The 23,294-nt window shown below is 71.0% G+C and carries 18 protein-coding genes; 11 read left to right on the forward strand and 7 right to left on the reverse strand.

The genetic code is table 11. From position 1 onward, the window contains the following. Positions 1-86 precede the first annotated feature (86 nt). From KBX21_RS17030 to KBX21_RS17055, 6 genes are all read right to left on the reverse strand, one after another. Positions 87-1,013 carry an arylamine N-acetyltransferase gene (locus KBX21_RS17030; protein ID WP_210842500.1) on the reverse strand — a complete coding sequence of 309 codons (927 nt, stop codon included), beginning with the start codon at positions 1,011-1,013 and terminating at the stop codon, positions 87-89. 192 nt (positions 1,014-1,205) lie between these two features. Further along, positions 1,206-2,303, reverse strand: a complete 1,098-nt coding sequence (locus KBX21_RS17035) for an ABC transporter ATP-binding protein (RefSeq protein WP_049571564.1) — start codon at positions 2,301-2,303, stop codon at positions 1,206-1,208. Next, the gene (locus KBX21_RS17040; RefSeq protein WP_210842501.1) at positions 2,300-3,391 is read right to left on the reverse strand and encodes an ABC transporter ATP-binding protein; all 1,092 of its coding nucleotides are present in this window, start codon (positions 3,389-3,391) and stop codon (positions 2,300-2,302) included. The genes KBX21_RS17035 and KBX21_RS17040 overlap by 4 nt, the downstream gene beginning before the upstream one ends. After that, a complete protein-coding gene (locus tag KBX21_RS17045; protein WP_210842502.1) occupies positions 3,388-4,356 on the reverse strand; it encodes an ABC transporter permease in 969 nt (322 codons plus the stop codon). The genes KBX21_RS17040 and KBX21_RS17045 overlap by 4 nt, the downstream gene beginning before the upstream one ends. Continuing rightward, a complete protein-coding gene (locus tag KBX21_RS17050) occupies positions 4,353-5,423 on the reverse strand; it encodes an ABC transporter permease (protein ID WP_017546380.1) in 1,071 nt (356 codons plus the stop codon). The genes KBX21_RS17045 and KBX21_RS17050 overlap by 4 nt, the downstream gene beginning before the upstream one ends. Further along, a complete protein-coding gene (locus KBX21_RS17055) occupies positions 5,420-7,255 on the reverse strand; it encodes an ABC transporter substrate-binding protein (RefSeq protein WP_049571552.1) in 1,836 nt (611 codons plus the stop codon). Before KBX21_RS17055 ends, KBX21_RS17050 begins: the two co-directional genes overlap by 4 nt. Before the next feature lie 236 nt (positions 7,256-7,491). Between KBX21_RS17055 and KBX21_RS17060 the strand changes: the two genes are divergently transcribed. From KBX21_RS17060 to KBX21_RS17085, 6 genes are all read left to right on the forward strand, one after another. Beyond that, entirely contained in the window at positions 7,492-8,205 is a 714-nt protein-coding gene (locus KBX21_RS17060) for a metal-dependent hydrolase (protein WP_082206387.1), read from the forward strand. Between the two features lie 73 nt (positions 8,206-8,278). Next, positions 8,279-8,938 carry a class I SAM-dependent methyltransferase gene (locus tag KBX21_RS17065; protein ID WP_210842503.1) on the forward strand — a complete coding sequence of 220 codons (660 nt, stop codon included), beginning with the start codon at positions 8,279-8,281 and terminating at the stop codon, positions 8,936-8,938. An 89-nt stretch (positions 8,939-9,027) separates the two neighbouring features. After that, positions 9,028-10,185: an exonuclease SbcCD subunit D gene (locus KBX21_RS17070; protein WP_210842504.1), complete on the forward strand. Its 1,158-nt coding sequence runs from the start codon at positions 9,028-9,030 to the stop codon at positions 10,183-10,185. Beyond that, on the forward strand, positions 10,186-13,188 hold the full coding sequence (locus tag KBX21_RS17075) for an AAA family ATPase (protein WP_210842505.1): 3,003 nt from the start codon (positions 10,186-10,188) through the stop codon (positions 13,186-13,188). It begins immediately after the preceding gene. Positions 13,189-13,227: 39 nt separating this feature from the next. Next, positions 13,228-13,656, forward strand: a complete 429-nt coding sequence (locus KBX21_RS17080) for a hypothetical protein (RefSeq protein ID WP_049571540.1) — start codon at positions 13,228-13,230, stop codon at positions 13,654-13,656. Between the two features lie 93 nt (positions 13,657-13,749). After that, on the forward strand, positions 13,750-14,250 hold the full coding sequence (locus KBX21_RS17085; protein WP_210842506.1) for a DUF3558 family protein: 501 nt from the start codon (positions 13,750-13,752) through the stop codon (positions 14,248-14,250). 1,599 nt (positions 14,251-15,849) lie between these two features. On the opposite strand, the gene KBX21_RS17090 is transcribed toward KBX21_RS17085, so the two are convergent. Then, positions 15,850-18,075 (reverse strand): cytochrome c oxidase assembly protein, encoded by a 2,226-nt coding sequence (locus KBX21_RS17090; protein ID WP_210842507.1) that lies wholly within the window; start codon positions 18,073-18,075, stop codon positions 15,850-15,852. 373 nt (positions 18,076-18,448) lie between these two features. On the opposite strand from KBX21_RS17090, the gene KBX21_RS17095 reads away from it, so the two are divergent. From KBX21_RS17095 to KBX21_RS17115, 5 genes are all read left to right on the forward strand, one after another. Then, positions 18,449-19,675, forward strand: a complete 1,227-nt coding sequence (locus tag KBX21_RS17095) for an amidohydrolase family protein (protein ID WP_210842508.1) — start codon at positions 18,449-18,451, stop codon at positions 19,673-19,675. A 137-nt stretch (positions 19,676-19,812) separates the two neighbouring features. Then, positions 19,813-20,931, forward strand: a complete 1,119-nt coding sequence (ald, locus tag KBX21_RS17100; RefSeq protein ID WP_049579511.1) for an alanine dehydrogenase — start codon at positions 19,813-19,815, stop codon at positions 20,929-20,931. 229 nt (positions 20,932-21,160) lie between these two features. After that, a complete protein-coding gene (locus KBX21_RS17105; RefSeq protein ID WP_199776688.1) occupies positions 21,161-22,285 on the forward strand; it encodes an enolase C-terminal domain-like protein in 1,125 nt (374 codons plus the stop codon). A 75-nt stretch (positions 22,286-22,360) separates the two neighbouring features. After that, positions 22,361-22,816: a MaoC family dehydratase gene (locus tag KBX21_RS17110; RefSeq protein ID WP_199776687.1), complete on the forward strand. Its 456-nt coding sequence runs from the start codon at positions 22,361-22,363 to the stop codon at positions 22,814-22,816. A 28-nt stretch (positions 22,817-22,844) separates the two neighbouring features. After that, the gene (locus KBX21_RS17115; RefSeq protein ID WP_049579504.1) at positions 22,845-23,288 is read left to right on the forward strand and encodes a VOC family protein; all 444 of its coding nucleotides are present in this window, start codon (positions 22,845-22,847) and stop codon (positions 23,286-23,288) included. Positions 23,289-23,294: the final 6 nt, after the last annotated feature.

Genomic DNA, 23,294 nt, shown 5'->3' on the forward strand with positions numbered 1-23,294 from the left:
ACACGCCGGTTGGCGTCGGGCTTCGCGACGGGACCGTGCCAGCGAGCCAGTCAAACGTGATGACGATCACATCTCGCGGGCTGGGTTCAGGCCTCCAGGAACTCCTTCACACGACCCTCGACGATCCGGCGTTCTTCCTGGTCAAGAGCAATGTCGAATACCTCGCGCAACACCGTTCCCACCTCTCCCAGAGTCAACTCCCGTGTCTCCCCGGTGCCGTCCACCCGCTCCACGGACAGCGTCGTGTCGTTGAGCGCGTACCGGGTCCCGCCAACGGTCCGCGCGACCATCAGGCGGCTGCGGAAGGGTGACCGTGAGTGAGTGGTGAGGTAGTGGCTGTACACCGCGTAGTCCTGCGGGAGTGCCCCCGCGGCGGCGAACAGGTACAGGTTCCGCCACCGCCCACCGGTGAACCCGCGCAGCAGCCACTCCTCGTCGCCGATCTCCGACACCCGGTCCAGCCGCAGGTTCCAACCGCCCTGCGAGACCTGGTGGCCGTCAACGAACGGGAGGGGTTCCACGAGGCCCCCGCCGCCGAAGCCGACGTCGGCCAGCCAGGGCTCACCGTCCACCACGACCCGCAGGAGGGCGTGGGTGGAGGGCCGGGGACGGCCGTCACCACCCATCAGGACCCGGGCGGTGAAGGCGGTCAGCGTGAACCCGAGCCGGTCCAGGGCGGCGGCCAGCAGCAGGTTCTGTTCGTAGCAGTAGCCTCCCCGCCGGTGGTGGACCATCTTGTCCGTCAGCGACGGGACGTCCAGCGGGACCGGGCGGCCCAGGAGCAGCTGGAGGTTCTCGAAGGGGATCGCCGCCAGGTGGGCGCGGTGCACGGCGGTGAGGGTGTCCAGGGTGGGCGGCGGCTCCCCGGACAGGCCCAGTCGCGCCAGGTAGGCGTCCAGATCGAGGTCGGCTCCGTGCCAGAGGTCGCTCTCGGTGAGGACGCGCTCCGGGGCCCTCGCCGGACCGGGCGGCTTCGCGGGTACGGGTTCCTCGGGGTGCTCGTTGGTCCACATGTCCGTGCCAACGGGGCCCGCGCCGGGAGTGTTCCGGCGCGGGCCCCTCCTCCGCCCCGAACCGGACGGGAGAACAGTTGTGGGTGACGAGGGCAGACGCCGGGATCGACGGGCCGGTCGGCGCCCGTGCGAGGACGCGTCGCCCGCGGCCCGTCGGGTGCGGCTCACGTGGTGCCCACCGGTCGGGACGACCTACACGGGCACGGGTCCGGGCGAACCGTCCGCGCGCAGGCGGCCGGTCGCGTCCTCGGCCGCCCAGTGGCAGGCCACCCGCCGCTCGGCGCCGCCGCCCAGGACCTCCGGGTCCACGGTGGTGCACAGGTCGGCCACACCGGCCCGCTCCGCCTCACCCGAGGCCAGGACCGGACAGCGCGGGTGGAACCGACAGCCGGTGGGGACCTGTTTGGGGTCCGGCGGCTCGCCGGAGAGCACCACGGGGCCCTCCTCCATCCCGGAGTCGGGCAGGACCGACAGCAGGGCCCGCGTGTACGGGTGGGCGGGAGCGGACAGGACCTCCTCCACGGTGCCCAGTTCCACCACGCGCCCGAGGTACATCACGGCGACCCTGTCGGCGATGTTCCACGCCAGGCCGAGGTCGTGGGTGGCCACCAGCGCGGACAGGCCCAGTTCGTCGCGCAGCTCCAGCAGCAGCCGCAGGATCTCCCCGCGCACGGACGCGTCCAGGGACGCCACCGGCTCATCGGCCACCAGCACCTCCGGGTCCAGGACCAGGGCCCCGGCGATCACCACGCGCTGGCGCTGTCCGCCGGAGAGCTCGTGCGGGTAGCGAGTGAAGAACCGTTCGGGCGGGCGCAGACCGGCCTGGGACAGTGCCCGTGAGACCCGCTCCGTCTCGTCCACGGCGGTGCCCTCGTGGATGCGCAGCCCCTCCACGACCGACTCGTAGACGGTGCGGCGGGGGTTGAGCGACCCCATCGGGTCCTGCTGCACGAGCTGGACCCGGCGCCGGTAGGTGCGCAGGTCGCGCGAGCGGTAGCCCAGTGGCGCCCCCTCGAACAGGACCCGGCCGCCCGTGGGCCGCTCCAGCCCGAGCAGGGCCCGGGCCAGGGTGGTCTTGCCACAGCCGGACTCCCCCACGAGGGCGACGATCTCCCCCGCCGCCACGTCCAGGTTGACCCCGTCCACGGCGCGGGCGGTACCCCGGCCGCCGCCCGGGGCGACCCCGGCGGCGAAGGCCACCCTCACGTCGTCGGCCCGCAGGATGGGCCCGGTCTCCTGCTTCGGCCCGGACCGGGAGGAGGGCTGTCGTGAGTCAGTGTCGGCGCTCAACGGCTCGTCTCCTCTGTGTTGGCGGTTCCGCTCTTGTCACTCGCGCCGCCCGGTCGGCTCATGCCACCGGAGCCACTCGCCGCGTTTCCGTGGCCGAGTGACCCTGGCCCCGTGCCCACGTGCACGCACGCGGCGTACCGGTCCGAGTGGCCGTCCCTGTCGGGGCGGACCGGCCACAGCGGCGGGTCCACGGTGGCGCACACCGTCTCCGCGACGGCACAGCGCGGCCGGAACACACAGCCCGTGGGCGGGTCGGCGGGGTCCGGCGGGTCTCCGGGCAGCCCCCGGGGCGCCAGGCGCGAGCCCGGGTCACCGATCTTCGGGAAGGCCGCGCTCAGCGCGCTCGCGTAAGGGTGCGCGGGTTCGTGCACGACCTCCCGCGCGGGGCCGTGTTCGACGATCCGCCCGGAGTACATGACCGCGACCCGGTCGCAGGTGGCCGCCAGGACGGACAGGTCGTGGCTGATCATCAGCATGCCGATCCCGGTCTCGTCCACCAGCCGCCCCAACAGGGCCAGGATCTGCGCCTGGATCATCACGTCCAGCGCGGTGGTGGCCTCGTCCGCGATGATCAGGCGCGGCTCGCACGCCAGCGCCATCGCGATCATCACCCGCTGGCGCTGGCCCCCGGAAAGCTGGTGGGGGTAGTCGCGCCGACGCGAGGCGGGCAGCCCCACCTGTTCCAGGAGCTCGGACACGCGCGCCTCCACCCGGGCCGGACCGACCAGCTCGTGGATGAGCAGCGGCTCGGCGATCTGGTCACCGATCCGCTTCACCGGGTTGAGCGAGTGCATGGCGCCCTGGAACACCACCGAGGCGCCCACCCAGCGCACGGCGCGCAGGCGGCCCCACTTCATCTGCAGGACGTCCTCGCCCTCCAGCAGGATGCTTCCGGTGACCTTGGCGCTGGCGGGCAGCAGGCGCAGCAGGGCCAGGGCCACGGTGGACTTGCCGCTGCCGGACTCCCCCGCCACCCCGAGGGTGTCGCCGGGGTCCAGGGACAGGTCGACGCCACGGACGGCGGGGACGTCCCCAGCGCTGCCGGAGTAGGTGACGCGCAGGTCGCTGACGTCGAGAAGGCTGGTCAACTCTGCCCCTTGAGCCGTGGGTTGATGACGGACTCGACCGCGCGCCCGCACAGGGTGAAGGAGAGCGCGACCACGGCGATGGCCAGGCCGGGCGGGACGATGTACCACCAGATCCCGGCGCTGATCGCCCCGGCGGTGCGGGCCGCCTCCAGGATGCCGCCCCAGGAGATGGTGGTGGGGTCTCCCATGCCCAGGAAGGCCAGGGTGGACTCCGCGATGATGGAGGTGGCCACCAGCAGCGTGGTCTGCGCGAGCACGACCGGCATGACGTTGGGCAGCACGTGCCAGCCCATCACGTGGGCGTGGCCGCCGCCCAGGGCGCGGGCGCGCTCCACGAACGGGCGGGCCTCCACCGCGAGGGTCTGGGCGCGTACCAGGCGTGCGGTGGGCGGCCAGACGGTGAGGCCGATCGCGATGATGATGGTGCCGGTGCCGCGCGGCAGGACGGCGGCCAGCGCCACCGCCAGGACCAGGGTGGGCAGGACCAGGAACCAGTCGGTGACCCGCATGAGCACCGTGGACACGATTCGGCCGCCGACGCCGCCGGAGGAGCCGAAGTGCCCGGCGGTGACTCCCACGAGAGTGCCGAGGGTGACCGACACGAACGTGGCCAGCAGTCCGACCGTCAGCGAGACACGCGCGCCCCAGATCACCAGGTCCAGGATCGAGCGGCCGAAGTTGTCGGTTCCCAGGGGGAACTGCCAGCTCGGCGGTTCGTGGGACTCCCCCGGGGCGCCAGTGATGGTCAGGTGGGTCTGGTCGATGAACAGCGGGGCCGTCACGGCGAGCAGGCCGATGGCGAGCAGCAGGCCCAGGCCGAGGAGCCCTGCCCGGTTGCGGGCGTACTCGCGGGCGAAGCCGACCAGGGCCTCACGGCGGCGTCTGCGGGCCAGGGCGCGGCTGGAGAGCGCGGGATCCGGTGGCGCCGCGGGGGCGGCCGGGGCGGGTCCGGTGGGTGTGTTCATGGGCGCACCCTCGGGTCGAGCAGCGGATACACCAGGTCGGCCAGCAGGTTCATGAGAATCACCGAGGCCGCGAACACCACGAACAGCCCCTGGACGAGGCCGAGGTCGGGCACGCGCAGACCGGAGTAGAAGAGCTGGCCGAGTCCGGGCCAGGAGAAGACCGTCTCCACGAGGATGACCCCGGAGACGACCTGCCCGAGGTTCAGGAAGATGAGCGTCACGGTGGGCAGGAGCGCGTTGGGCACGGCGTGCCTGCGGCGCACGAGGGCGTCGCGCAGTCCCTTGGCGCGGGCCGTGACCAGGTAGTCGGCGCCCTTCTCGTCCATCAGCGACGAGCGCATGATCATGAGGTACTGCGCGTAGATCACCGCGACCATGGTCAGGACCGGCAGCACCATGTGCCGGGCGGTGCTCAGCGCGGTCTCCACCGGTCCGGTGGCACTGGGCGAGACCATACCGCCGGTCGGGAACAGGCCGGGCATGAACCCGCGTCCCGAGGCGAGCAGCACGATCAGCAGCAGACCGAGCCAGAACGTGGGCACCGACCAGAAGAACAGCGCCACCGCCGTGTTGATCCGGTCCCCGCGTCCGCCCGGCCGCCACCCGGCGCGGGCGCCGAGGAAGAGGCCGAGGAGCGCGGCGATGACCGTGCCGGTACCGGCGAGCAGGATCGTCGGGCCCAGGCGTTCCAGGATGAGGTCGACCACCGGCTCGCGGTACTGGAAGGAGATCCCGAGGTCGAGCCGCACCAGCCCGGCCGCGTAGTCGAGGAACTGCTGCCAGAGCGGCTGGTCGAGGCCGAACTGGCGGCGCAGCTCCTCGCGCTGTTCGGCGGAGACCTCGCGGCCCTCGGTCATGGCGCGGACGGGGTCACCGGGCAGGATCCGGAAAAGGAAGAACCCGGCGACGATCACGGCGAACAGGGAGACCACGGCGGTGGTCAGGCGGCCGAGCACGTAGGTGGCCACGGGGGCCGCTCGGCCCAACCCCGTGGGGCCCGCCGGGGCGGGGACGTCGGTGGTCCCCGCCCCGGTCGGTTCGTCCGCCTCGGTGGGCGTTGTCGTCACTCGCGGTCCTCCACGGTGGAGCGTCGTCGGAAGAAGACGAAGGCACCCGCGACCACCAGCACCAGCACGCCGGCACCGATGGCGATGAGCACCCCGGTGGACGGCCCGGAGCCGCCGCCGGACGCGCCCTCCGCGGGCTCGGCCGACCACCAGGCCCAGTAGCCGTCCTGACCCCAGATGTTGCCGCCCTCGGCGGGCTCCAACTGGAGGCTGGCGATGTGGTCGGTCCGGTAGGCCTCCATGATGTTCGGGTAGGCCAGGACGTTGACCACGGCCTCCCGGTACAGGACCTCCTGGAGCTGGTGGATGATCTCGGCGCGGGCCTCGCGGTCGTACTCGGCCAGCTGCGCGGCGTAGAGCTCGTCGTACTCCTCGTCACAGAAGTACGCGTCGCCCTGCATGGTGCCCGGTTCGGTGGGCAGCGCGTCGCAGGTGTGGATACTGAACACGTAGTCGGGGTCGGGGTTGACCGTCCACCCGGTGAAGATGAGGTCGTACTCGGCGTCGTAGAGGGCGTCGCTCAGGATGCCCGGGTCGACGGTCTGGTTGTCGATCTCGATGCCGATGTCGGCGAGGCGCTCGTCGATGACCTGCCCGGCCTGGACGTTGTCCGGGCGGTCGGCGTGGACGTGCATGCGCAGTTCGAGGCGGTCGCCGTCGGGCGAGACCCGCACGCCGTCGTCGCCCCTCTCGTACCCGGCCTCGTCGAGCATCGCGTTGGCGGCGTCAGGGTCGAAGTCGAGGATGGCCTCGTCGCCCTCGGGAGCCCAGTGGAAGTCCGTGTAGCGGGGCGGGACGTAACCGCCCGCGGCGACGGCCTGGCCGTTGGCGCCCTGCTGGACGATCTCCTCGTTGTCGATGCCCATGACGATGGCCTGGCGCAGGGTGCGGTCCTCCAGCGCCGGGTGCCCGTCACCGAACTCCTCGCCGTCCTGGGTGACGGCGCCGGGGTTGATGGTGAAGGCCTGGAACCGTTTGCCGTCGGCGACGTTGACGGCGACGTTGTCCAGCGTCTCCAGGGAGGTGATCTGGGCGTCGGTGAGCTCGTAGACGAAGGAGACCTCGCCGCTGCGCAGGGCCTCGACGGCGGCGTCCTTCTCCGAGTAGTAGCGGAAGTACAGCTCGTCGAAGCCGGGGGCGCCGCGCCAGTGGTCGGGGTTGGCCTGCAGGCGGATGTGCTCGCCGCGCGAGTGCTCGGTGAGGACGAAGGGACCGCTGCCGACCGTGGGGAGGTCGTCGGCGGTGTAGTCGGAGAAGGCCTCGCCCTCCTCCTCGATGATCGGCTCCCAGACGTGCCGGGGGACGATCGGCACGCGCAGGGACTCCATGGTGGCCTGCGGCTCGTCCAGCTCGATGACGACGGTCGTGTCGTCCTCGGCCGTGACCTCCTCGAACCCGGAGACGTAGTTGCCGTTGGCGACGGCGGCGGCGTCGTTCTCCATCATCGTGGTGAACGTCCACGCCACGTCGTCGGCGGTGAGCTGCTCACCGTCGCTGAAGAGGGCGTCGTCGCGGAGGTTGAACGTCCAGGTGAGACCGTCGTCGGAGGTCTCCCAGCTCTCCGCGAGCGAGGGCTCGGGCTCGCCGGTCTCCGGGTTCACCGTGGTGAGGCTGTCGTAGACGTGCCGGAGGATGTTCGTGGTGACCGCGAGCTGCGCGGTGAAGGGGTTGAAGGAGTCGACCTGCTGGGCGATGGCGACGGTGAGGGTGTTGCCGCTCGCCTCGTCGGCGGCCGCCGGGGCCACCGTGAGGCCTCCGAGAAGGAGGAGCGCGCTGCCGGACGCCGCCGTCCGCCGGAGAAGGGTGCCGGAGGGAGGATGTTGGGTTTTCATAACGGCCCCTGTCAGGTTTCGTGGGGTTGGTGGCATTGCCACCTGGGGGTTGTTGGTTGTCTACCAACTCGCCGCGAGGAGCGTCAACGATCTTCGAGGTGAGGCGGGATATCGCAACACATTCGACTCCTGTGTCGGAGGCGTTCGTGTTTCCTGGGGATGAAGTGGCTTTTGTTCCCTGTCCGAAACGGGTCTCTGATTCGCGGCGATTGGCAGACTCCGCTACGGTTCCCGCCATGATGGGGCACTCGCACGCACTCAGTGGCGTGGTCGGCTGGATGGCGGTAGTACCGCTGGTCCAGGGCACGGAATTCCTTGGACTCAGCTTCGAACTGGGACCCGGTGAGATCATCGCCGGTTCCCTGGTGTGCGCTGGCGCGGCCCTGTTGCCGGACGTGGACCACAAGAGCGCGACGGTGACCAAGACCTACGGCAAGGCCACCGAGATCCTCAGCGACATTCTCAACTGGGCGTTCGGCGGGCACCGGATGGGCACCCACTCGTTCTTCTTCGCCGTCCTGATGGGCGTCCTGGTCCAGGCCCTGGCCCTGTGGTCGGAACTGGCCGTGCAGATCTTCGTGTTCCTGCTGGTCGGAATCGCCATGCAGGGGCTGGGTTTCGGCATGGACAAGAACCGGACGGCCTCGGGGATCATCAACGCGCTGGGAACGGCGGCGATCACCCTCACGCTGTACTCGGTGGGCGTGAACTACACGTGGCTGGGTCTGGCGGTGGCCTTCGGTATCGTCCTGCACTTCTTCGGGGACATGATCACCAAGATGGGCGTGCCGATCTTCTGGCCGTTCTGGAAGAAGCGCGTCGGTCAGGGCAAGGGCTTCGTCACCAACGGCCCGGTGGAGCAGAAGGTGGTCACCCCCCTGCTCACCATCGGCGTCATCATCGGCTCGGTGTACCTCTTCGACTGGCCCACCCTCCTCCCGGACCACTAGGGCGTGTTCTCAGCGGCCCGGCTGCGGGCGAGGCCGCTGGCCCGGCGGGGCGATGCCTCCTAGGGTGGCGGGCGTGACTCGAACCACAGAGGGCATCAGCCCGGAACTGCACGCCTACGTCGTCGCCCACAGCCAGCCGGTGGACCCCGTCCTGTCCGACCTGGCCGAGGAGACCGCCGCGCTGTTCCCCGAGTACCGGGGGATGCAGATCGGCCCGGAACAGGGCGTGTTCACCACCCTGCTCACCCAGCTGTCGGGGGCCCGGAACGCGGTGGAGATCGGCACCTTCACGGGGTACTCCTCCATCTGCTTCGCACGGGGACTGCCCGAGGACGGCACCCTGCTCGCGCTGGACATCAGCGAGGAGTGGACCTCGGTGGCCAGGAGGTACTGGGAACGGGCCGGGGTCGACCACAAGATCACCCTGCGGATCGGCCCGGCCCTGGACTCCCTGCGCGCCCTGCCGAGGGAACCCCAGTTCGACCTGGCCTTCCTGGACGCGGACAAGACCGGCTACGTGGACTACTGGGAGGAACTGGTCCCCCGCACACGCCCCGGCGGGCTGCTGTTGGCCGACAACACGCTGTCCCACGGGCGGGTGGTGGACCCCGAGCAGACCGCCCCGCACGTCCAGGGCATCCGTGACTTCAACGACAGGCTCGTCGCGGACGACCGCGTCGAACAGGTCCTGCTCCCCATCGGAGACGGCCTGACGCTGGCTCGCAGGCTCTGAGACCGCAGGCCCCGAGCCACCGCCGCGGCCCGCCGGAGTTGTCCACAGGCCACACGGTTCTCCCGGCGGGGACGGAGCGATCCCGGGTAATGTCCAGTTCCATGCGCCTGCTGCACACATCGGACTGGCACCTGGGTCGCTCCTTCCACCGGGAGAACCTCATCGAGGCCCAGGCCGCGTTCCTCGACCACCTCGTCGACACCATCCACTCGGAACGGATCGACGTGGTGGTGGTCGCCGGTGACCTCTATGACCGCGCCCTGCCCCCGGTCGACGCCGTGCGCCTGTTCGACGGCGCCCTCGGCCGCATCCGGGACACCGGGGCGCGGGCGGTGCTGATCAGCGGCAACCACGACTCCATGGCCCGGATGTCCTTCGCCACCGACCTGATCGACGCCTCCGGGGTGCACCTGCGCAGCTCCCTGGACGGGATCGGGACCCCGGTGGTGATCGAGGACCGGCACGGGCCGGTGGCCTTCTACGGCATCCCGTACCTGGAACCGGAGATCGCCCGCCACCACTGGGAGCTGTCCGAGCGCGGCCACCCGGCGGCGATCGGACACGCGATGAACCTGGTCAGGGCGGATCTCGCCCAGCGCCCGGGCACGCGCTCGGTGGTGCTCTCCCACGCCTTCGTCACCGGCGGGGAGCCCTCCGACAGCGAACGGGACATCTCGGTGGGCGGGGCCTCACACGTTCCGGCGTCGGTCTACGACGGCGTGGACTACGTGGCCCTGGGCCACCTGCACGGGCGCCAGACCATCACGCCCACGGTGCGCTACCCGGGCAGCCCGCTGGCCTACTCCTTCTCCGAGGAACACCACCGCAAGGGCTGCTGGGTGGTGGACCTGGACGCCGACGGGTTCGCCGGGGCGGAGTTCGTCGACGCCCCGGTGCCCCGGCCGCTCTCCCGTGTCAGGGGGCGCCTCGACGATCTGCTCACGGATGACCGCTGGGAGCCCCACACCGGCCACTGGCTCCACGTCACCCTCACCGACCCCCGGCGCCCCGCCCAGCCCATGGACCGGCTGCGCGAACGCTTCCCGCACACCCTGATGCTGGAGTTCGACCCCGACGACGGCGCCCTGGAGCGGCGACCGGTGACCGTCGCGGTGGCCGACCGACCCGAGCGCGAGGTGGTCGCCGACTTCGTCGAGTGGGCCAGAGGCAGCGCCGCCACCCCCGAGGAACGCGCGCTGGTGGACCGCGCGGTCGAAGAGGTCCGCGTCCAGGAAGGGACACGCTAGATGCGGCTGCACACCCTCACCATGACCGCCTTCGGTCCCTTCGCGGGAACCGAGACCGTCGACTTCGACCGACTCGGCGAGGGCGGGCTGTTCCTGATCCACGGGCCCACGGGTGCGGGCAAGACCTCCGTCCTGGACGCGGTCTGCTTCGCGCTCTACGGTGACGTGCCCGGGGCCCGCGGCAAGGACCGCTCCCCCAGGAGCGACCACGCCGCCCCGGGTCTCCGGCCCGAGGTCACCCTGGAGTTCACGGTCCAGGGGCGCCGCGTGCGGATCGAGCGGAACCCGCGATGGGAACGCCCCAAGAAGCGCGGGAGCGGCACCGTCACCGAGAACCAGAAGGTGCGTGTCCTCGACTGGCGGGGAGACCGCTGGGAGGGCGTGACGACCCGACCGGACGAGGCCGGACAGTTCGTGGGCGACCTCGTCGGGCTCACCATCACCCAGTTCTGCCAGATCGTCATGCTGCCCCAGGGCGACTTCGCCCGGTTCCTGCGGGCCAAGTCCGACGACCGGCGCAAGTCGCTGGAGCGGATCTTCAACACCCGGGTGTTCCGGGACGTGGAGGAGTGGTTCGGCGGTCACGCCAGGAAGCTGGAGCGCGAGGTGCGCGCCGCCGACGAACGGGTGCGGGCGGTCTCCGGACGGATCACCGAGGTGGGCGGGTCTTCGGCCCCTCAGGCCCCCGAGGAACTCGACGCGTGGGCCACGGAACTGGCGTCGGTGCAGGCCGCCACCGCCCGGGACTCGGAGGCGGTCACCGCCGGGTTCACCGAGGCCAGGGACCGGGCCCGTGAGGCGCTGAACACCGGACGCGAACTGCTGAACCGTCGCGAGCGGCTGGCCGAAGCCAGGGAACGCCGCGCCCGGTTGGCCGAGCGCCACGAGTGGCGGGCCGGGATCGACACCAGCCTGGCCGCCGCGGAGCGGGCCGACACGGTGCTGCCGTCCCTGCGCGCCCGCGACCACCGCCGCGCCGAACTGGACAAGGCCGAGCTGACCGTCACCGAACGCCTGGCCCTGGTCAGCGGGGTCGCGGACGTCGACGCCGCCGAGTTCGCGGACCCGGCCGACAGAGCTGGCCTGCCCTCGGTGCTCCGCTCCTCCGAGAGGTCCCGCCAGGACGAACTCGCCCGGCTGGACCACCTGCGCGGGGACGCCGAGCGCCGTCGGTCCCTCCACCGCGACCTCTCCGGACTGGACCGACGGCTCGCCGCCCTGCGCTCCGAGGCGGTCCGTGCCAGCGAGCGGGTGGCGTCGCTGCCCGCCCGGGTGGGGACGGTCACCGAGGAACTGCGCCGGGCCCAGGAGCAGTCCGGGCTGACCGACCCCGCGAAGGCCGCGCTCGACCTGGCCGAACGGCGCCGAGCGGCCGCCGAGGAGCACCGTCGCCTGAGTGCCGAGGTGGAACGGGCCGAGGACGAGCGTCGGCGCGCGGTCGACACCGCCCAGGCCGCCCGTGACCGGTCCCAGGACCTGCGGGAGCGGCGGATCGCCCACATGGCTGCCGAGCTCGCCGCCGATCTGGCCGACGGCGCGCCCTGCGCGGTGTGCGGGTCCACCGAGCACCCCTCCCCCGCCGCGCCGAGCGGGCTCGGGCTGGTGTCGGCCGAGGAGGAACGGGCGGCCCAGCACGCGGCGGACACCGCCGCCGCCCGGCGAACCGAGGCGGAGAACACCCTGGTGTCGGCGCGGGAACGGCACACGGCCGCCGCCGAGCGCGCCGAGGGTCGCACCGTGGAGGGCGCGGCGGAGGAGGTGGCCGTCCGCAAACAGGAGCTGGCCGACGCCCGCGCCGCGGCGCGCGAGGTGCACCGGTTGGAGGAGGAACTGGCCCAGGCGACGGCCGAGCTGGAACGGGCCCGCCAGCGCGAGGGCGAGCTGGCACGCGAGGAGAGCGAACTGACCGCCCGTCGTGAGGAGGGCGCCAGGGAACACGAACGGCTGACCGCGCTGCTGGACCGGGCCCGGGGCGAGGACGCCGGACTGGACGAGCGGATCGCCCGGCTGCGCGGCGAGGCCGAACTGCTCCGTGACGCGGCGGACGCCGTCGAGCTACGCGACCGGGCGGCCGAGGAGCTGCGCACCGCCGTCACCGAGGCCGGGCGTTCGTTGACCGAGGCACGCTTCGAGCACGAGGACGAGGTGGTGGCGGCCGCCCTGGACGAGCGCGGACGCCGTGACCTCAGATCCCGGGCACGGGACTTCGACGACCAGTGGGCCACGGTCGAGGCCCGGCTCTCGGATCCCGACCTGGCCGCCGCCGAGCTCACACCGGCGCCGGACCTCACGAATCTGGGCGCCGCCGCCGAGGCCGCGGACCGGGTGGCCGACCGAGCGGTGGCCTGGCAGGGCATGCTCTCGGACCGGGCACGCCGTCTGGCGACCCTGCGCGTGGAACTCGGCGAGCAGCTGTCCGGCTCCGAGCCCGTGCTGCGCCGCTACGCGGTGGCCCAGGGCCTGAGCACCCTGGCGGCGGGGACCTCGCCGGACAACACCGACAGCGTCCGGCTTTCGGCCTACGTGCTGGCGGCCCGGCTGGAACAGGTGGTGGAGGCGGCCAACCACCGGCTGCTGACGATGTCGGACGGCCGCTACGAGCTGCGCTACACGGTGGACAAGGCGGCCGGGGACGGAAGAGCCCGCTCCGCCGGGGGACTGGGAATGCGCGTGGTGGACGCCTGGACGGGGGTGGAACGCGACCCGGCGACGCTCTCCGGAGGGGAGACCTTCTTCAGCTCCCTGGCCCTGGCGCTCGGCCTGGGAGACGTGGCCACCGCCGAGGCGGGCGGGACGGAGATCGACACCCTCTTCGTGGACGAGGGTTTCGGGACCCTGGACGAGGACACCCTGGAGGAGGTCCTGGACGTGCTGGACCGGCTCCGCGACGGCGGCCGCGCAGTGGGCGTGGTCAGCCACGTCGCGGACCTCCGCCAACGCGTCACCACCCGCCTGCGCGTGGTGAAGGCGGCAGGCGGGTCCAAGGTGGAGCACCACGGCTGAGCCCACCCCGGGTTCGTCCCCCGGCCGGGCGGTGCGACAATGACCAGCGTGAATTCGCTGGTCAACATCGCCGTGTTCGGAATCGGGGGCGCCATCATGGTGGCGGCCCTGATCGGTCTTCTCCTCGTGGTCTCAGGGAGCGCGCGCGGTTCCTCGCCGCGGCTGCTCACCGCATTCGGCGCCGCTTCGGTGCTGCTCCTGGTGATGCTGCCATCGCTGGCCGCGTTCAACGTGATGTCCGGCGGCGGTGGTTTCTGGATGGGCTTCGTCACCGCGAGCTTCGTGGCCGCCGTGATGTACGCGGTCAACGTCGCCCTCCTGCCGACCCTGGCCCGCCGCCAGGCCATGGTGAGCGGGCGCACCGGCCTGGGCGACCTGCGCCCGTCGGCGTCGGTGCTGCTCGGCGGGCTGGTGATCTGCCTCGGCGTGGGTCTGCTCGTCACGGGCGTCACCGCCTTCGTCGCCTGACCGTTTCCGGCCACAGCCCCCACTCGGGCGACGCCGCTCTGTAGTTTCGTGCCGGGGCCACAGGGCCCCGGCACCCAACGGACGGAGCGGCGCATGCGTGGACGGGTCGCGGTGGCGGCCGTGCTGCTGGTCAGCGGTTGTGGCAGCACGGAACTGGCGGAGCGCGACTCCATCAGGCAGTTCGAGGTCGCGGCGCTGGATCCCACCGACACGCACCCCTGCGATCTGCTCCCCGACGCCACCGCCGTGGAGTTGGGCATCCTGGACGAGGAGGGCGAGGGCAGCCCCCAGTCCGACGCCAACTGCTTCTACACGAACCGGATCGACGCCAGCGTGGACCTCCGCGTGGAGGTTCATGAGGAGAAAGACGCCGTCGAGGACACCGTCTCTGCGGGCTACTCCGGCGCCGATGATCAGGAGTTCGTCAGCGTGGAGGGGTACCCGGGCGTGACCACGGAGTTCCCGGACTCGTGCAACCTCACCGTGGCCACCTCCAACGAGCACTCTTTCTACGTGCAGGTCAGCGCGGATGAGGCCTGCGAGATGGCAGTTGAGGTGGCCCGCACCGCGATCACCAACGCCGCCCACCCCTGATTCGTCCTGACCAGGAGCGTCCTGGACCCAGGCCAAGGGGCTGAACGCCCCTCGCCCCTCTGCGGGTTGTGGTTGCTGTTGGGTGTGCGCTGTGCGCTCTGGGGTTGTGGTTGCTGTCAGCGGTAGGGCTCTGCGGTTGTGGTTGCTGTTCGCTGTGCGCTCTACGGTTGGGGTTGCTGTTCGCTGTGTGTTCTTCGGTTGTGGTTGCTGTAGCGGGAGGGTTCTACAGTTGTGGTTGCTGTAGCGGGAGGGTTCTACGGCCAACCCGTTTTTCCCATTAGCTAAAGGCAGTCGGGTTCCACTTACTGCGTACCCCTTGGGGCCGAGCATTCCAATCAGGGCGGGGTTGGTGGATGGTGCTGTGCCCGCACCGCACTTGGCGGATGAGCAGAACGGTGCACGACTGGTAGGTCAGGGCCAAGTACGGCGACGGGCCACCCCCCAGGACAACCGACGTGTTCGAGAAGAACGTGTCCCCAGCACTGGCGAAAACCCCCGCCGTCTGAGCGCCGCCCACCGCTCTACGGCCAACCCGCACCACTGAACCAAGCACACAGGTGCACGTCTGTACCCCGCTGTGTCTGAGAGAGCGGCGCCGTGCGGGTTACTACAGCGCACGGCAGAGCCTCAAACCCCCCCGCACCTGAAGGCAGCACACACGTGCACGTCCACACCCCCTGTGCCCCAGGGGGTTTGTGCGGTGCGAGTTACTACAGCGCACGGCAGAGCCTCAAACCCCGCACACCTGAAGGCAGCACACACGTGCACGTCCACACCCCCTGTGCCCCAGGGGGTTTGTGCGGTGCGAGTTACTACGGCGCGTGGCTGGGCTGCCAACCCCCTAGGGGTGCAGATGGCAGCGCCTCTAAGGGAGCCGACACCACGAATGCTTGAACCCACACGGAGCGCAGACCCCTCGCCCCACGGGCCCGCTTGAAGCTCCGCCACCGGTGGTTGAGCGTGCACGATACGCAGATCCCTCAAGCCCAGGGGGTCTGCTTGAAGCCTTACCCCCCACTGGTTGAACCCGCGCGGCGCAAATCCCCTCAGACACGGCGGGGTACAGAGGTGCAGGTACACGCTGCGCTCGGTGGAGCGGGTTGGCCGTAGAGCGGCAAACGGCGCTCAGACGGCAGGGGTTTTTACCAGTGCTGGGGACACGCATCTCTGGAACACATCAGTAGTCCTGGGGGGTGGCCCGTCGCCGTACTTGGCCCTGAACTACCAGACGTGCCACTCAACAGCACGACCGCCAAGTGCGGTGCGGGCACAGCACCATGCGCCAACCTCGCCCTGAATAGACCGAGCAACCCCAAGGGGTACGCAGTAAGCGGCACCCGACCGCCTTTAGCCAATGGGAAAAACGGGTTGGCCGTAGAACCCTCCCGGAACAGCAACCACAACCGAAGAACACACAGCGAACAACAACCACAACCCCAGAACACACAGCCAACAGCAACCACAATCCCAGAGCCCTACCGCTGACAGCAACCACAACCCTCAAACCCACCCACCCACAGCAACCCCAGACCCAGAAGGCGAAGGGGGCGTACCCAGTCGGGCACGCCCCCTTCTACCTACTGCTCCACCTGCGGCTGATCAGTCCTTGGCGGTACTTTCCGGGGCCCCGCCAGCTGGAGCCTCACCAGCGGAGGCCTCCTTGCCGCCCCCACCGACTTGGGCCTCACCAACCGGAGCCCCACCACCTGAAACCCCTCCAACCGGAGCCCCACCACCTGAAGCCCCACCAGCCGCCGCTCGGGAGCGGCGGTCCAGCTCGGCCAGGTAGGCGTTGTAGTCGTCCATGTCCGCGTCGTCGGAACCACCACGGCGGCTGTGCCGCTCACGGCGGCGCTCCTGGCGCTCGTCGTCACGCGACCACTGCACCACCAGCGCCAGCATCACCATCACCGTGGGGATCTCGCCCAGTGCCCAGGCGATGCCTCCGCCCGCGTACTGGTCGGCGGCCTGGTCGGTCATCCACGGGATGTCGAACTGGCCGTAGTACTGCATGGCCATCGGGGTGGCCTGCTCCATGATGGCGATACCGAAGAAGGCGTGGAAGCCCATCGCCACGAGGAGGAGCAGGATGCGCAGCAGGAACGGGACCTTCCTGGGCGCCGGGTCGACACCGACGATCACCCAGTAGAAGAGGAAGCCCGACACCAGGAAGTGCAAGCCCATGAACAGGTGACCGAGGTGGTCGTTCATCAGCGTCGGGAACAGCGGGGTGAAATACAGCGCGTACGGGCTGAACACGAAGATCGGGCCAGCGACGGCCGGGTGGGTCACGATCTGGGAGAAGCGGCTGTTCAGGAACGCGTTGAGCCACTCGCGCGGCCCTCTGTCACCGCGGGTCTCGGCGGGCCGGAGCGCGCGCAGCGCCAGGGTCACCGGGGCACCCAGGACCAGGAGGATCGGCGTGACCATGGCCAGCACCATGTGCTGGATCATGTGCATCGAGAACATGATCATCGCGTAGGTCGCGAACCCGCTGAGCTGCACCGCGACGATGGTCAGCAGCCCCAGGAGGAAGGCGACGGTGCGGCCGACGGGCCACTTGTCGCCGCGCTTGACCAGGCGTCGCACGCCTCCGAGGTACAGGAACCCGGCGACCACGACGAACATGATGAAGAACAGGTCCGGTCGCCACAGGGTGAGGACGTTCTCCAGGCTCATCGCGGGCGGGATCGCGAAGCCCAGGATCGCGGCGGCCGGGTCAAGGGTGCCCTCGGTCGGCGGTGTCGGCGGCGCGGTCCGGCCCAGGCCGACGGACACACCCATGACGGCGGCCATGATCAGGACCTCAGCCCCGGCCAGGCGCAGGAAGCTCCGGCGGCGGAAGGAGTAGCCCACCTTCCCTCCGGGCGCGGCGTCGATCCGCGTCAGCACCCGGGTGCGGTGGGCGTAGCCGAGGAAGCCCAGGACCACGAACAGGGCGATCTTGACGAGGATGATCCGGCCGTAGTCCGTGACGAACAGGTCGTCCAGGGAGTACAGGCGGGCCATGGCGCTCGCGGCGCCGCTGATCGCCACGCCCACGTAGGCCCACAGGGCCATCCGGCTGAACCGGTGGGCGGCGACGGCCGGCTCCTGCCCGTCCTTGCGCATGGCGTGGTAGGTGACCACGGCCAGACCGCCCACCCAGGCGCAGATCGAGATCAGGTGCAGCGCCAGCCCGGTGACGGCCAGCTCGTGCGCCCCGGAGGAGGCGGCGTGACCGGTGAGAGCGGGCGGGGTGACCGCGACCAGGGACGCGACCAGAAGCCACAGGCCACCCGTGGCGGTGGTGATGGTGCGGCCGAACAGGGCGATGCCGGTGGTGATGAGGATGACGAACATCAGGGCGACGCCCGAGCCGATCGAACCCGCGAAGGCGGTGACCTCGTCGACCGTGATCTGGCCCGCGCGCCGACCGAGGAACTCGGCGGTCTGGAAGTACAGGGTGCCCACGGCCCCGAGGACCCACGCCAGCGCGGTCCAGGTGCCGGCGCGCACGTAGCCGACGGCCTGCGGGGAGAGCTGGCCCCTGTCCGATCCGAGGAGGACGACCGCCATGAGCATGAGGCCGATGGTCAGGACCGCGGCCGTGTCCATGACCGTCTTGGCGATGGGCATGCCCCAGCGGACGAACTCACCGGAGTCGAACCGCTCCATGCCGGGGATGATCTGCGCGAAGACCGCGCCGCCCAGGATGAGGGTGGCGCCCAGGGCCACCGTGCACACGAGCACGGCGATCAGGGCGTAGACGGGGGCGTTCTCGGTGCCGGGTGCCTGGTCCTGGTGTTCCTTGGGGGATGTGTCGTTCTGGGCGGGAGGAGCCACGCGCCACTCCGTCGTCGAGTCGGTCAACTTGCAGGTCAGCGCCCCGGGCGCGAGGGCCTCCGCACTGCCGTCCGTCGGACTCCGGCGGGGACCTGGCACGGAGGGACACCTCGACCCAGGTTAGTCCGTTTACTACACAGTGTCGGACTTGGGTCCGCTCGCCCACCCCCCTTGTGCCGGAAATCCCTTTCGCGGCCCATGGGACGCGGACCAGAAGTGACGTTTCCCCCTTCGTCGGAGAGCCTTCGCGATACGCTCGTTCTCTCTACGGGAGGTCGCGGACCGCCCCCTCGTGCCCGTCACCCCTCGCCGCCGTGCCCCCTCCACGGCCACCCGGTTCCACGAACGCATGAGAGCACGAAGGGGGAGGGCGATGCCCGAGTTCGACAGTGTCATCCGTTCCACGCGGACGGTGGTCCCCGAGGGGATCAGGTCGGCCAGTGTGGGGGTGCGGGACGGCCGTATCGAGTCGGTCCGCCCCTACTCCGCGAGGATGTCCGCGCACGAGGTGGTCGACCTCGGCGACACCGCGCTGCTGCCCGGCGCGATCGACCTCGGCACCGGCGTGCACGCCCCCGGGAAGGATCTTCCCGCTTCCTACCAGCGTGTGAGCACCTCCGCCCTGCGCGGCGGGGTCACCTGCGTGGTGGTCTCCCCCGCTCCTGGCCGACCCGCGATCACCTGCGCCGACTCCCTCCAGGTGCACCAGCGTGCGGCGGCCGGGACGGAGGTATCGGTGCTCTTCCTGGGTGGGGTCACGGAGGGGACCAGTCCGCTGGACCTGGCCGACCTGCACGCGGGCGGGGTGGTGGCCTTCCAGGGGTCGCTGTCGGACGGCGGCGCCCCGGACATGGCGGCCCTGGGCGATGCGCGGCTGCGCAAGGCCATGGCGGAGATCGCGGCCCTGAACGGCCTGTTGTTGATGCACGCGGAGGACGCCCGTGAACTGGGGACCCCGCCGGTCTCGGCGGAGCAGCGCCCGCCCCGGGCCGAGCGGCGGGGCCTCGAGCGGGTGATCGCGGCGGCGCGCGTGGTGGGGGCGCGCACCCACGTGGCCCCCTTCACCGCCGCCGAGTGCGCCGCCCTGCTGGCCGCCGCCGGTGCGGTGGGGGTCGGGCTGACCGCGCACACCTGCCCGCACTACCTGTGCCTGCCCTCGGAGTTCCCCGGCCCGAGTTCTCCGGCGCACGCCTGCCGTCCCCCGTTGCGGTCGGACGCCAACCGCAAAGCGCTGTGGAGCTCCCTGCTGGAGCCGGACTCCCCGATCCTGACCGTCGGTTCGGGCCACCTGCCCGCCATCGGCCTGTACACCCTGGAGTGGAGTCTGCCCGCGCTGTGGACGGCCGCGCGCAGGCGCGGTCGTTCCCTTTCCGACCTCGCCCGGTGGACCGCGCGGGCCCCGGCGGAGCTGCTGGGGCTGGGTGGTCGGGGCCGCGTCCAGGAGGGATACGACGCCGACCTGGTGGCCTTCGAGGACCAGACGACCCTCGCGGTGCCGGATTCGGACCCCAGCCCGTACGCGGGGATGCGCCTCACCGGAAGGGTGCGCAGGACCTGGGTGGCGGGGCGCCCGACCCTCTCTGACTCACATCAGCCCTAGACCCGTGTCACACCACACACATCCGGCTTACAGCCTGTCAACATGGCTACGGATGGCTATGCACATTGGCGATAGCGTGGACGCGCCTTCGCAGGTCACAGTGGGAGGTATCAATGGCGATACCAGTTGGAGGAATCGTGCGCATTGGCGTGCCCCGCGAGATCAAGAACCACGAGTACCGTGTGGCGATCACCCCTGCGGGTGTCCACGAGCTGACCCGCCGGGGTCATGAGGTCTTCGTCGAGCACGACGCCGGGGCCGGTTCCTCCATCACGAACGAGGAGTACCTCGCGGCGGGGGCCAGCATCCTGCCCACCGCCGACGAGGTGTGGGCCGCGGGCGACCTGATCCTCAAGGTCAAGGAGCCGGTCCCGGCCGAGTACCACCGCATGCGCGCGGGGCAGACCCTGTTCACGTACCTGCACCTGGCCGCCTCCCGCGAGTGCACGGACGCCCTGCTGGATCGCGGGGTCACCGGTATCGCCTACGAGACCGTGCAGCTGCCCGACGGTTCGCTCCCGCTGCTCGCCCCGATGTCGGAGGTGGCCGGACGGCTCGCCACGCAGGTGGGTTCGGTGACGCTCCAGCGCCCCAACGGCGGCCGGGGCGTCCTGATGGGCGGGGTTCCGGGGGTGCGCCCGGCCAACGTCACCGTGATCGGCGCGGGGGTGTCCGGCCTCAACGCCACCCAGATCGCGGTGGGCATGGGCGCGAACGTGACCGTGCTGGACCTGAACGTCCACAAGCTGCGGCAGATGGACGCGCTGTACCGGGGCCAGGTCAAGACGGTGGTCTCCAACGCCTTCGAGCTGGAACTGTCCGTCCTGGAGTCCGACATGGTCATCGGCGCGGTTCTGGTACCGGGTGCCAAGGCTCCCAGGCTCATCTCGAACGAGCTGGTCTCGCGGATGCGTCCGGGCGCGGTGCTGGTCGACATCGCCATCGACCAGGGCGGCTGCTTCGAGGACTCGCGGCCGACCACGCACGACGACCCGACCTTCGCCGTGCACGACACCGTGTTCTACTGCGTGGCCAACATGCCGGGCGCCGTGCCGAACACCTCCACCCACGCCCTGACCAAGGACACCCTGAAGTACACGGTGGCCCTGGCTGAGAAGGGCTGGAAGCAGGCGCTGCGGGAGGACCCCTCGCTGGCCGAGGGCCTCAACACGTTCGAGGGCGACCTGGTCTACGCTCCGGTCGCCGAGGCGCACGGGATGAAGTACCGCGAACTCGACGAGGTGCTCGCCTCCTAGTAGCGCGAGCGGTTGGCGGGAGGGGGTCGTCCGTACGGGCGGCCCCCTCCCCGTTGTGGGCGGACGAACCCCCACGCACCCCGACCAAACCCGCCCCACCTGGGTCAGCCGCCGGATCCGCGCTTCGGGACGGGGTGGTCGGGCCGGATCGGCGGGGGTACCGTCGAGGGGTGGCCCCTCCGATGGCGGGGCCCGTGACCGGGGCCCGAACACATGAGGTGGGACTGTAGTGACACACACCGGAGCGGCAACGGTGACCCGGATCGTCGAGCTCGAACTCGTTCGGCTGCGGCCGTCACTGGCCGGGCGCGGCTCCGACGGGTCCGTTCCCGTGCTGGTCCGGGTGTCCGACGGACAGGTGAGCGGCTGGGGCGAGGTGTCCCGGGCCACCGCCGACCAGTGGGAGGCGCTCGTCGGCGACTTCGCTCCCGCCCTCCTGGACCACGCCTGGCGCCGCCCCACAGACGTGGCCGACGCCTTCGCGGACCTGCCCTGGGATCCCGCGCTGAGCGGGGCCCTGGACACCGCGTGCTGGGACCTGTGGAGCCGTCAGCGATCCACGCCGCTGGCGCACGCGCTGGGCGGGGAGCGCACCGCGCTCACCGCGGGGGTGACCCTGCCCCGGCAGGTGACTCTGGAGTCAGTGGTCACGGAGGTGAACCGGAGGGTCGGCGCGGGGTTCCGGCGGATCAGGCTGGAGATCGAGCCGGGTTGGGACACCGACGTGATCCGGGCCGTGCAGTCGAGTTTCCCGTTCCTCGTCCTCCAGGTGGACGCGGGCGGACGCTACACGGAGTCCACCGCGGACCTGGACGCGCTGCGGTCGTTGGACGCGCTCGGGCTGTTGGCGATCGAGGACCCGTTCGCCGCCGGTGACCTGGGGGCGCACGCGCGCCTGACGGCCGAGCTGCGCACCCCCGTGGCCCTGTACCGCTCGCTGTCGTCGGTGGACGATCTGCGTGAGGCGGTGCTGGCCGAGGCGGGGCGCGCGGTGAACGTGGACCCGGCCCGGCTGGGCGGGTTGACCGAGGCCCGGCGCGCGGTGGACCGGGCGGTGGACGCGGGCTGGGGGGTGTGGTGCGGTTCCTCGGCGGTGACCGGGGTGGGCCGCGCGGCGACGGTGGCGCTGGCCTCGCTGTCCGGCGCGACCCTGCCAGTGGAGATGCCGAGTTCCAGTAGTCGTGGCCGCGACCTGGTGATTCCCCCGGTGCGCGCGCACGACGGCGTGGTTCCGGTCCCGCTCGCCGAGAGCGGTCTGGGGCACGACGTGGACCGGGTGGCCCTGTCCGGGTACACCGCGAGGACCCTGGTCCTGGACGCGCGCTCGAACCGGGCGTCGGACAACGCCCCATAACCGAACAGCGTTAGGTATCCTGTCGCTCACCGCGTCCGGCCCCGACACCGGACCCCCGACGCACGTGGAGGCGTGGTGCGCGTATTCGCCGACGTCCAGGAGGTCGTCGCGGCCCAGGGAGAGCACCTGGGCCGGACCGACTGGCTGACCATCACCCAGGACCGCATCGACCTGTTCGCCGACGCGACCGACGACCACCAGTGGATCCACCAGGACGCCGCGCGCGCCGCCGGGGGTCCCTTCGGCGCCACCATCGCGCACGGCTACCTGTCGCTGTCGCTGTTGGCGCACTTCTCCCAGAGCGTCTTCGCCCTCACCGTGAAGCCGCGGATGTCCATCAACTACGGCCTCAACAAGGTGCGCTTCCTCCAGCCGGTCACCGTGGGCTCGCGGGTGCGCGACGCCGTACTGCTCGGCGAGGTGAAGCCGACCCCCAAGGGCTACCTGGTCTCCACCGAGCACACCGTGGAGATCGAGGGTCAGGAGCGCCCCGCCCTGGTCGCCGAGGCGCTCGGCCTCTGGGTTTCCTAGTCAGGGCCCCGCGACGTACCCTCGCGGTATGGACGAACTCCCGCCGCGTCTGACCGTGGTCACCCTCGGAGCCCGCGACCTGCCGGAGCTGCGCCGGTTCTACCTGGCCCTTGGCTGGGAGGAGGTGCCGTCCGGTTCGGACGGGTGGACGGGGTTCCTGGTGGGCGGTGTCCTGCTGTCCCTGTTCCCCGTGGCGGAACTGGCCGCCGAGGCGTCCGACGGCGTGCTGCCCGCCCCGACCGCCTGGTCCGGGTTCACCCTGGCCTGCAACGTCGACGAGCGCACACAGGTCGACGGGGCGTTCGAGGCCGCCGTCCGGGCGGGAGCCGAGGTCGTGGCAGAACCGACGGACCGCCCCTGGGGAGGGCGGTCCGCCTACATCGCGGACCCGGAGGGCAACCGCTGGGAGATCGCGTGGGCCCCGGGCGCCCGGTTCGACGACCGGGGAGCGCTCACCTCCTTCGGCGCCTGAACCCCG

This window comes from Nocardiopsis sp. B62, from assembly GCF_018070675.1.
GTDB classification, from domain to species: Bacteria; Actinomycetota; Actinomycetes; order Streptosporangiales; family Streptosporangiaceae; genus Nocardiopsis; species Nocardiopsis prasina.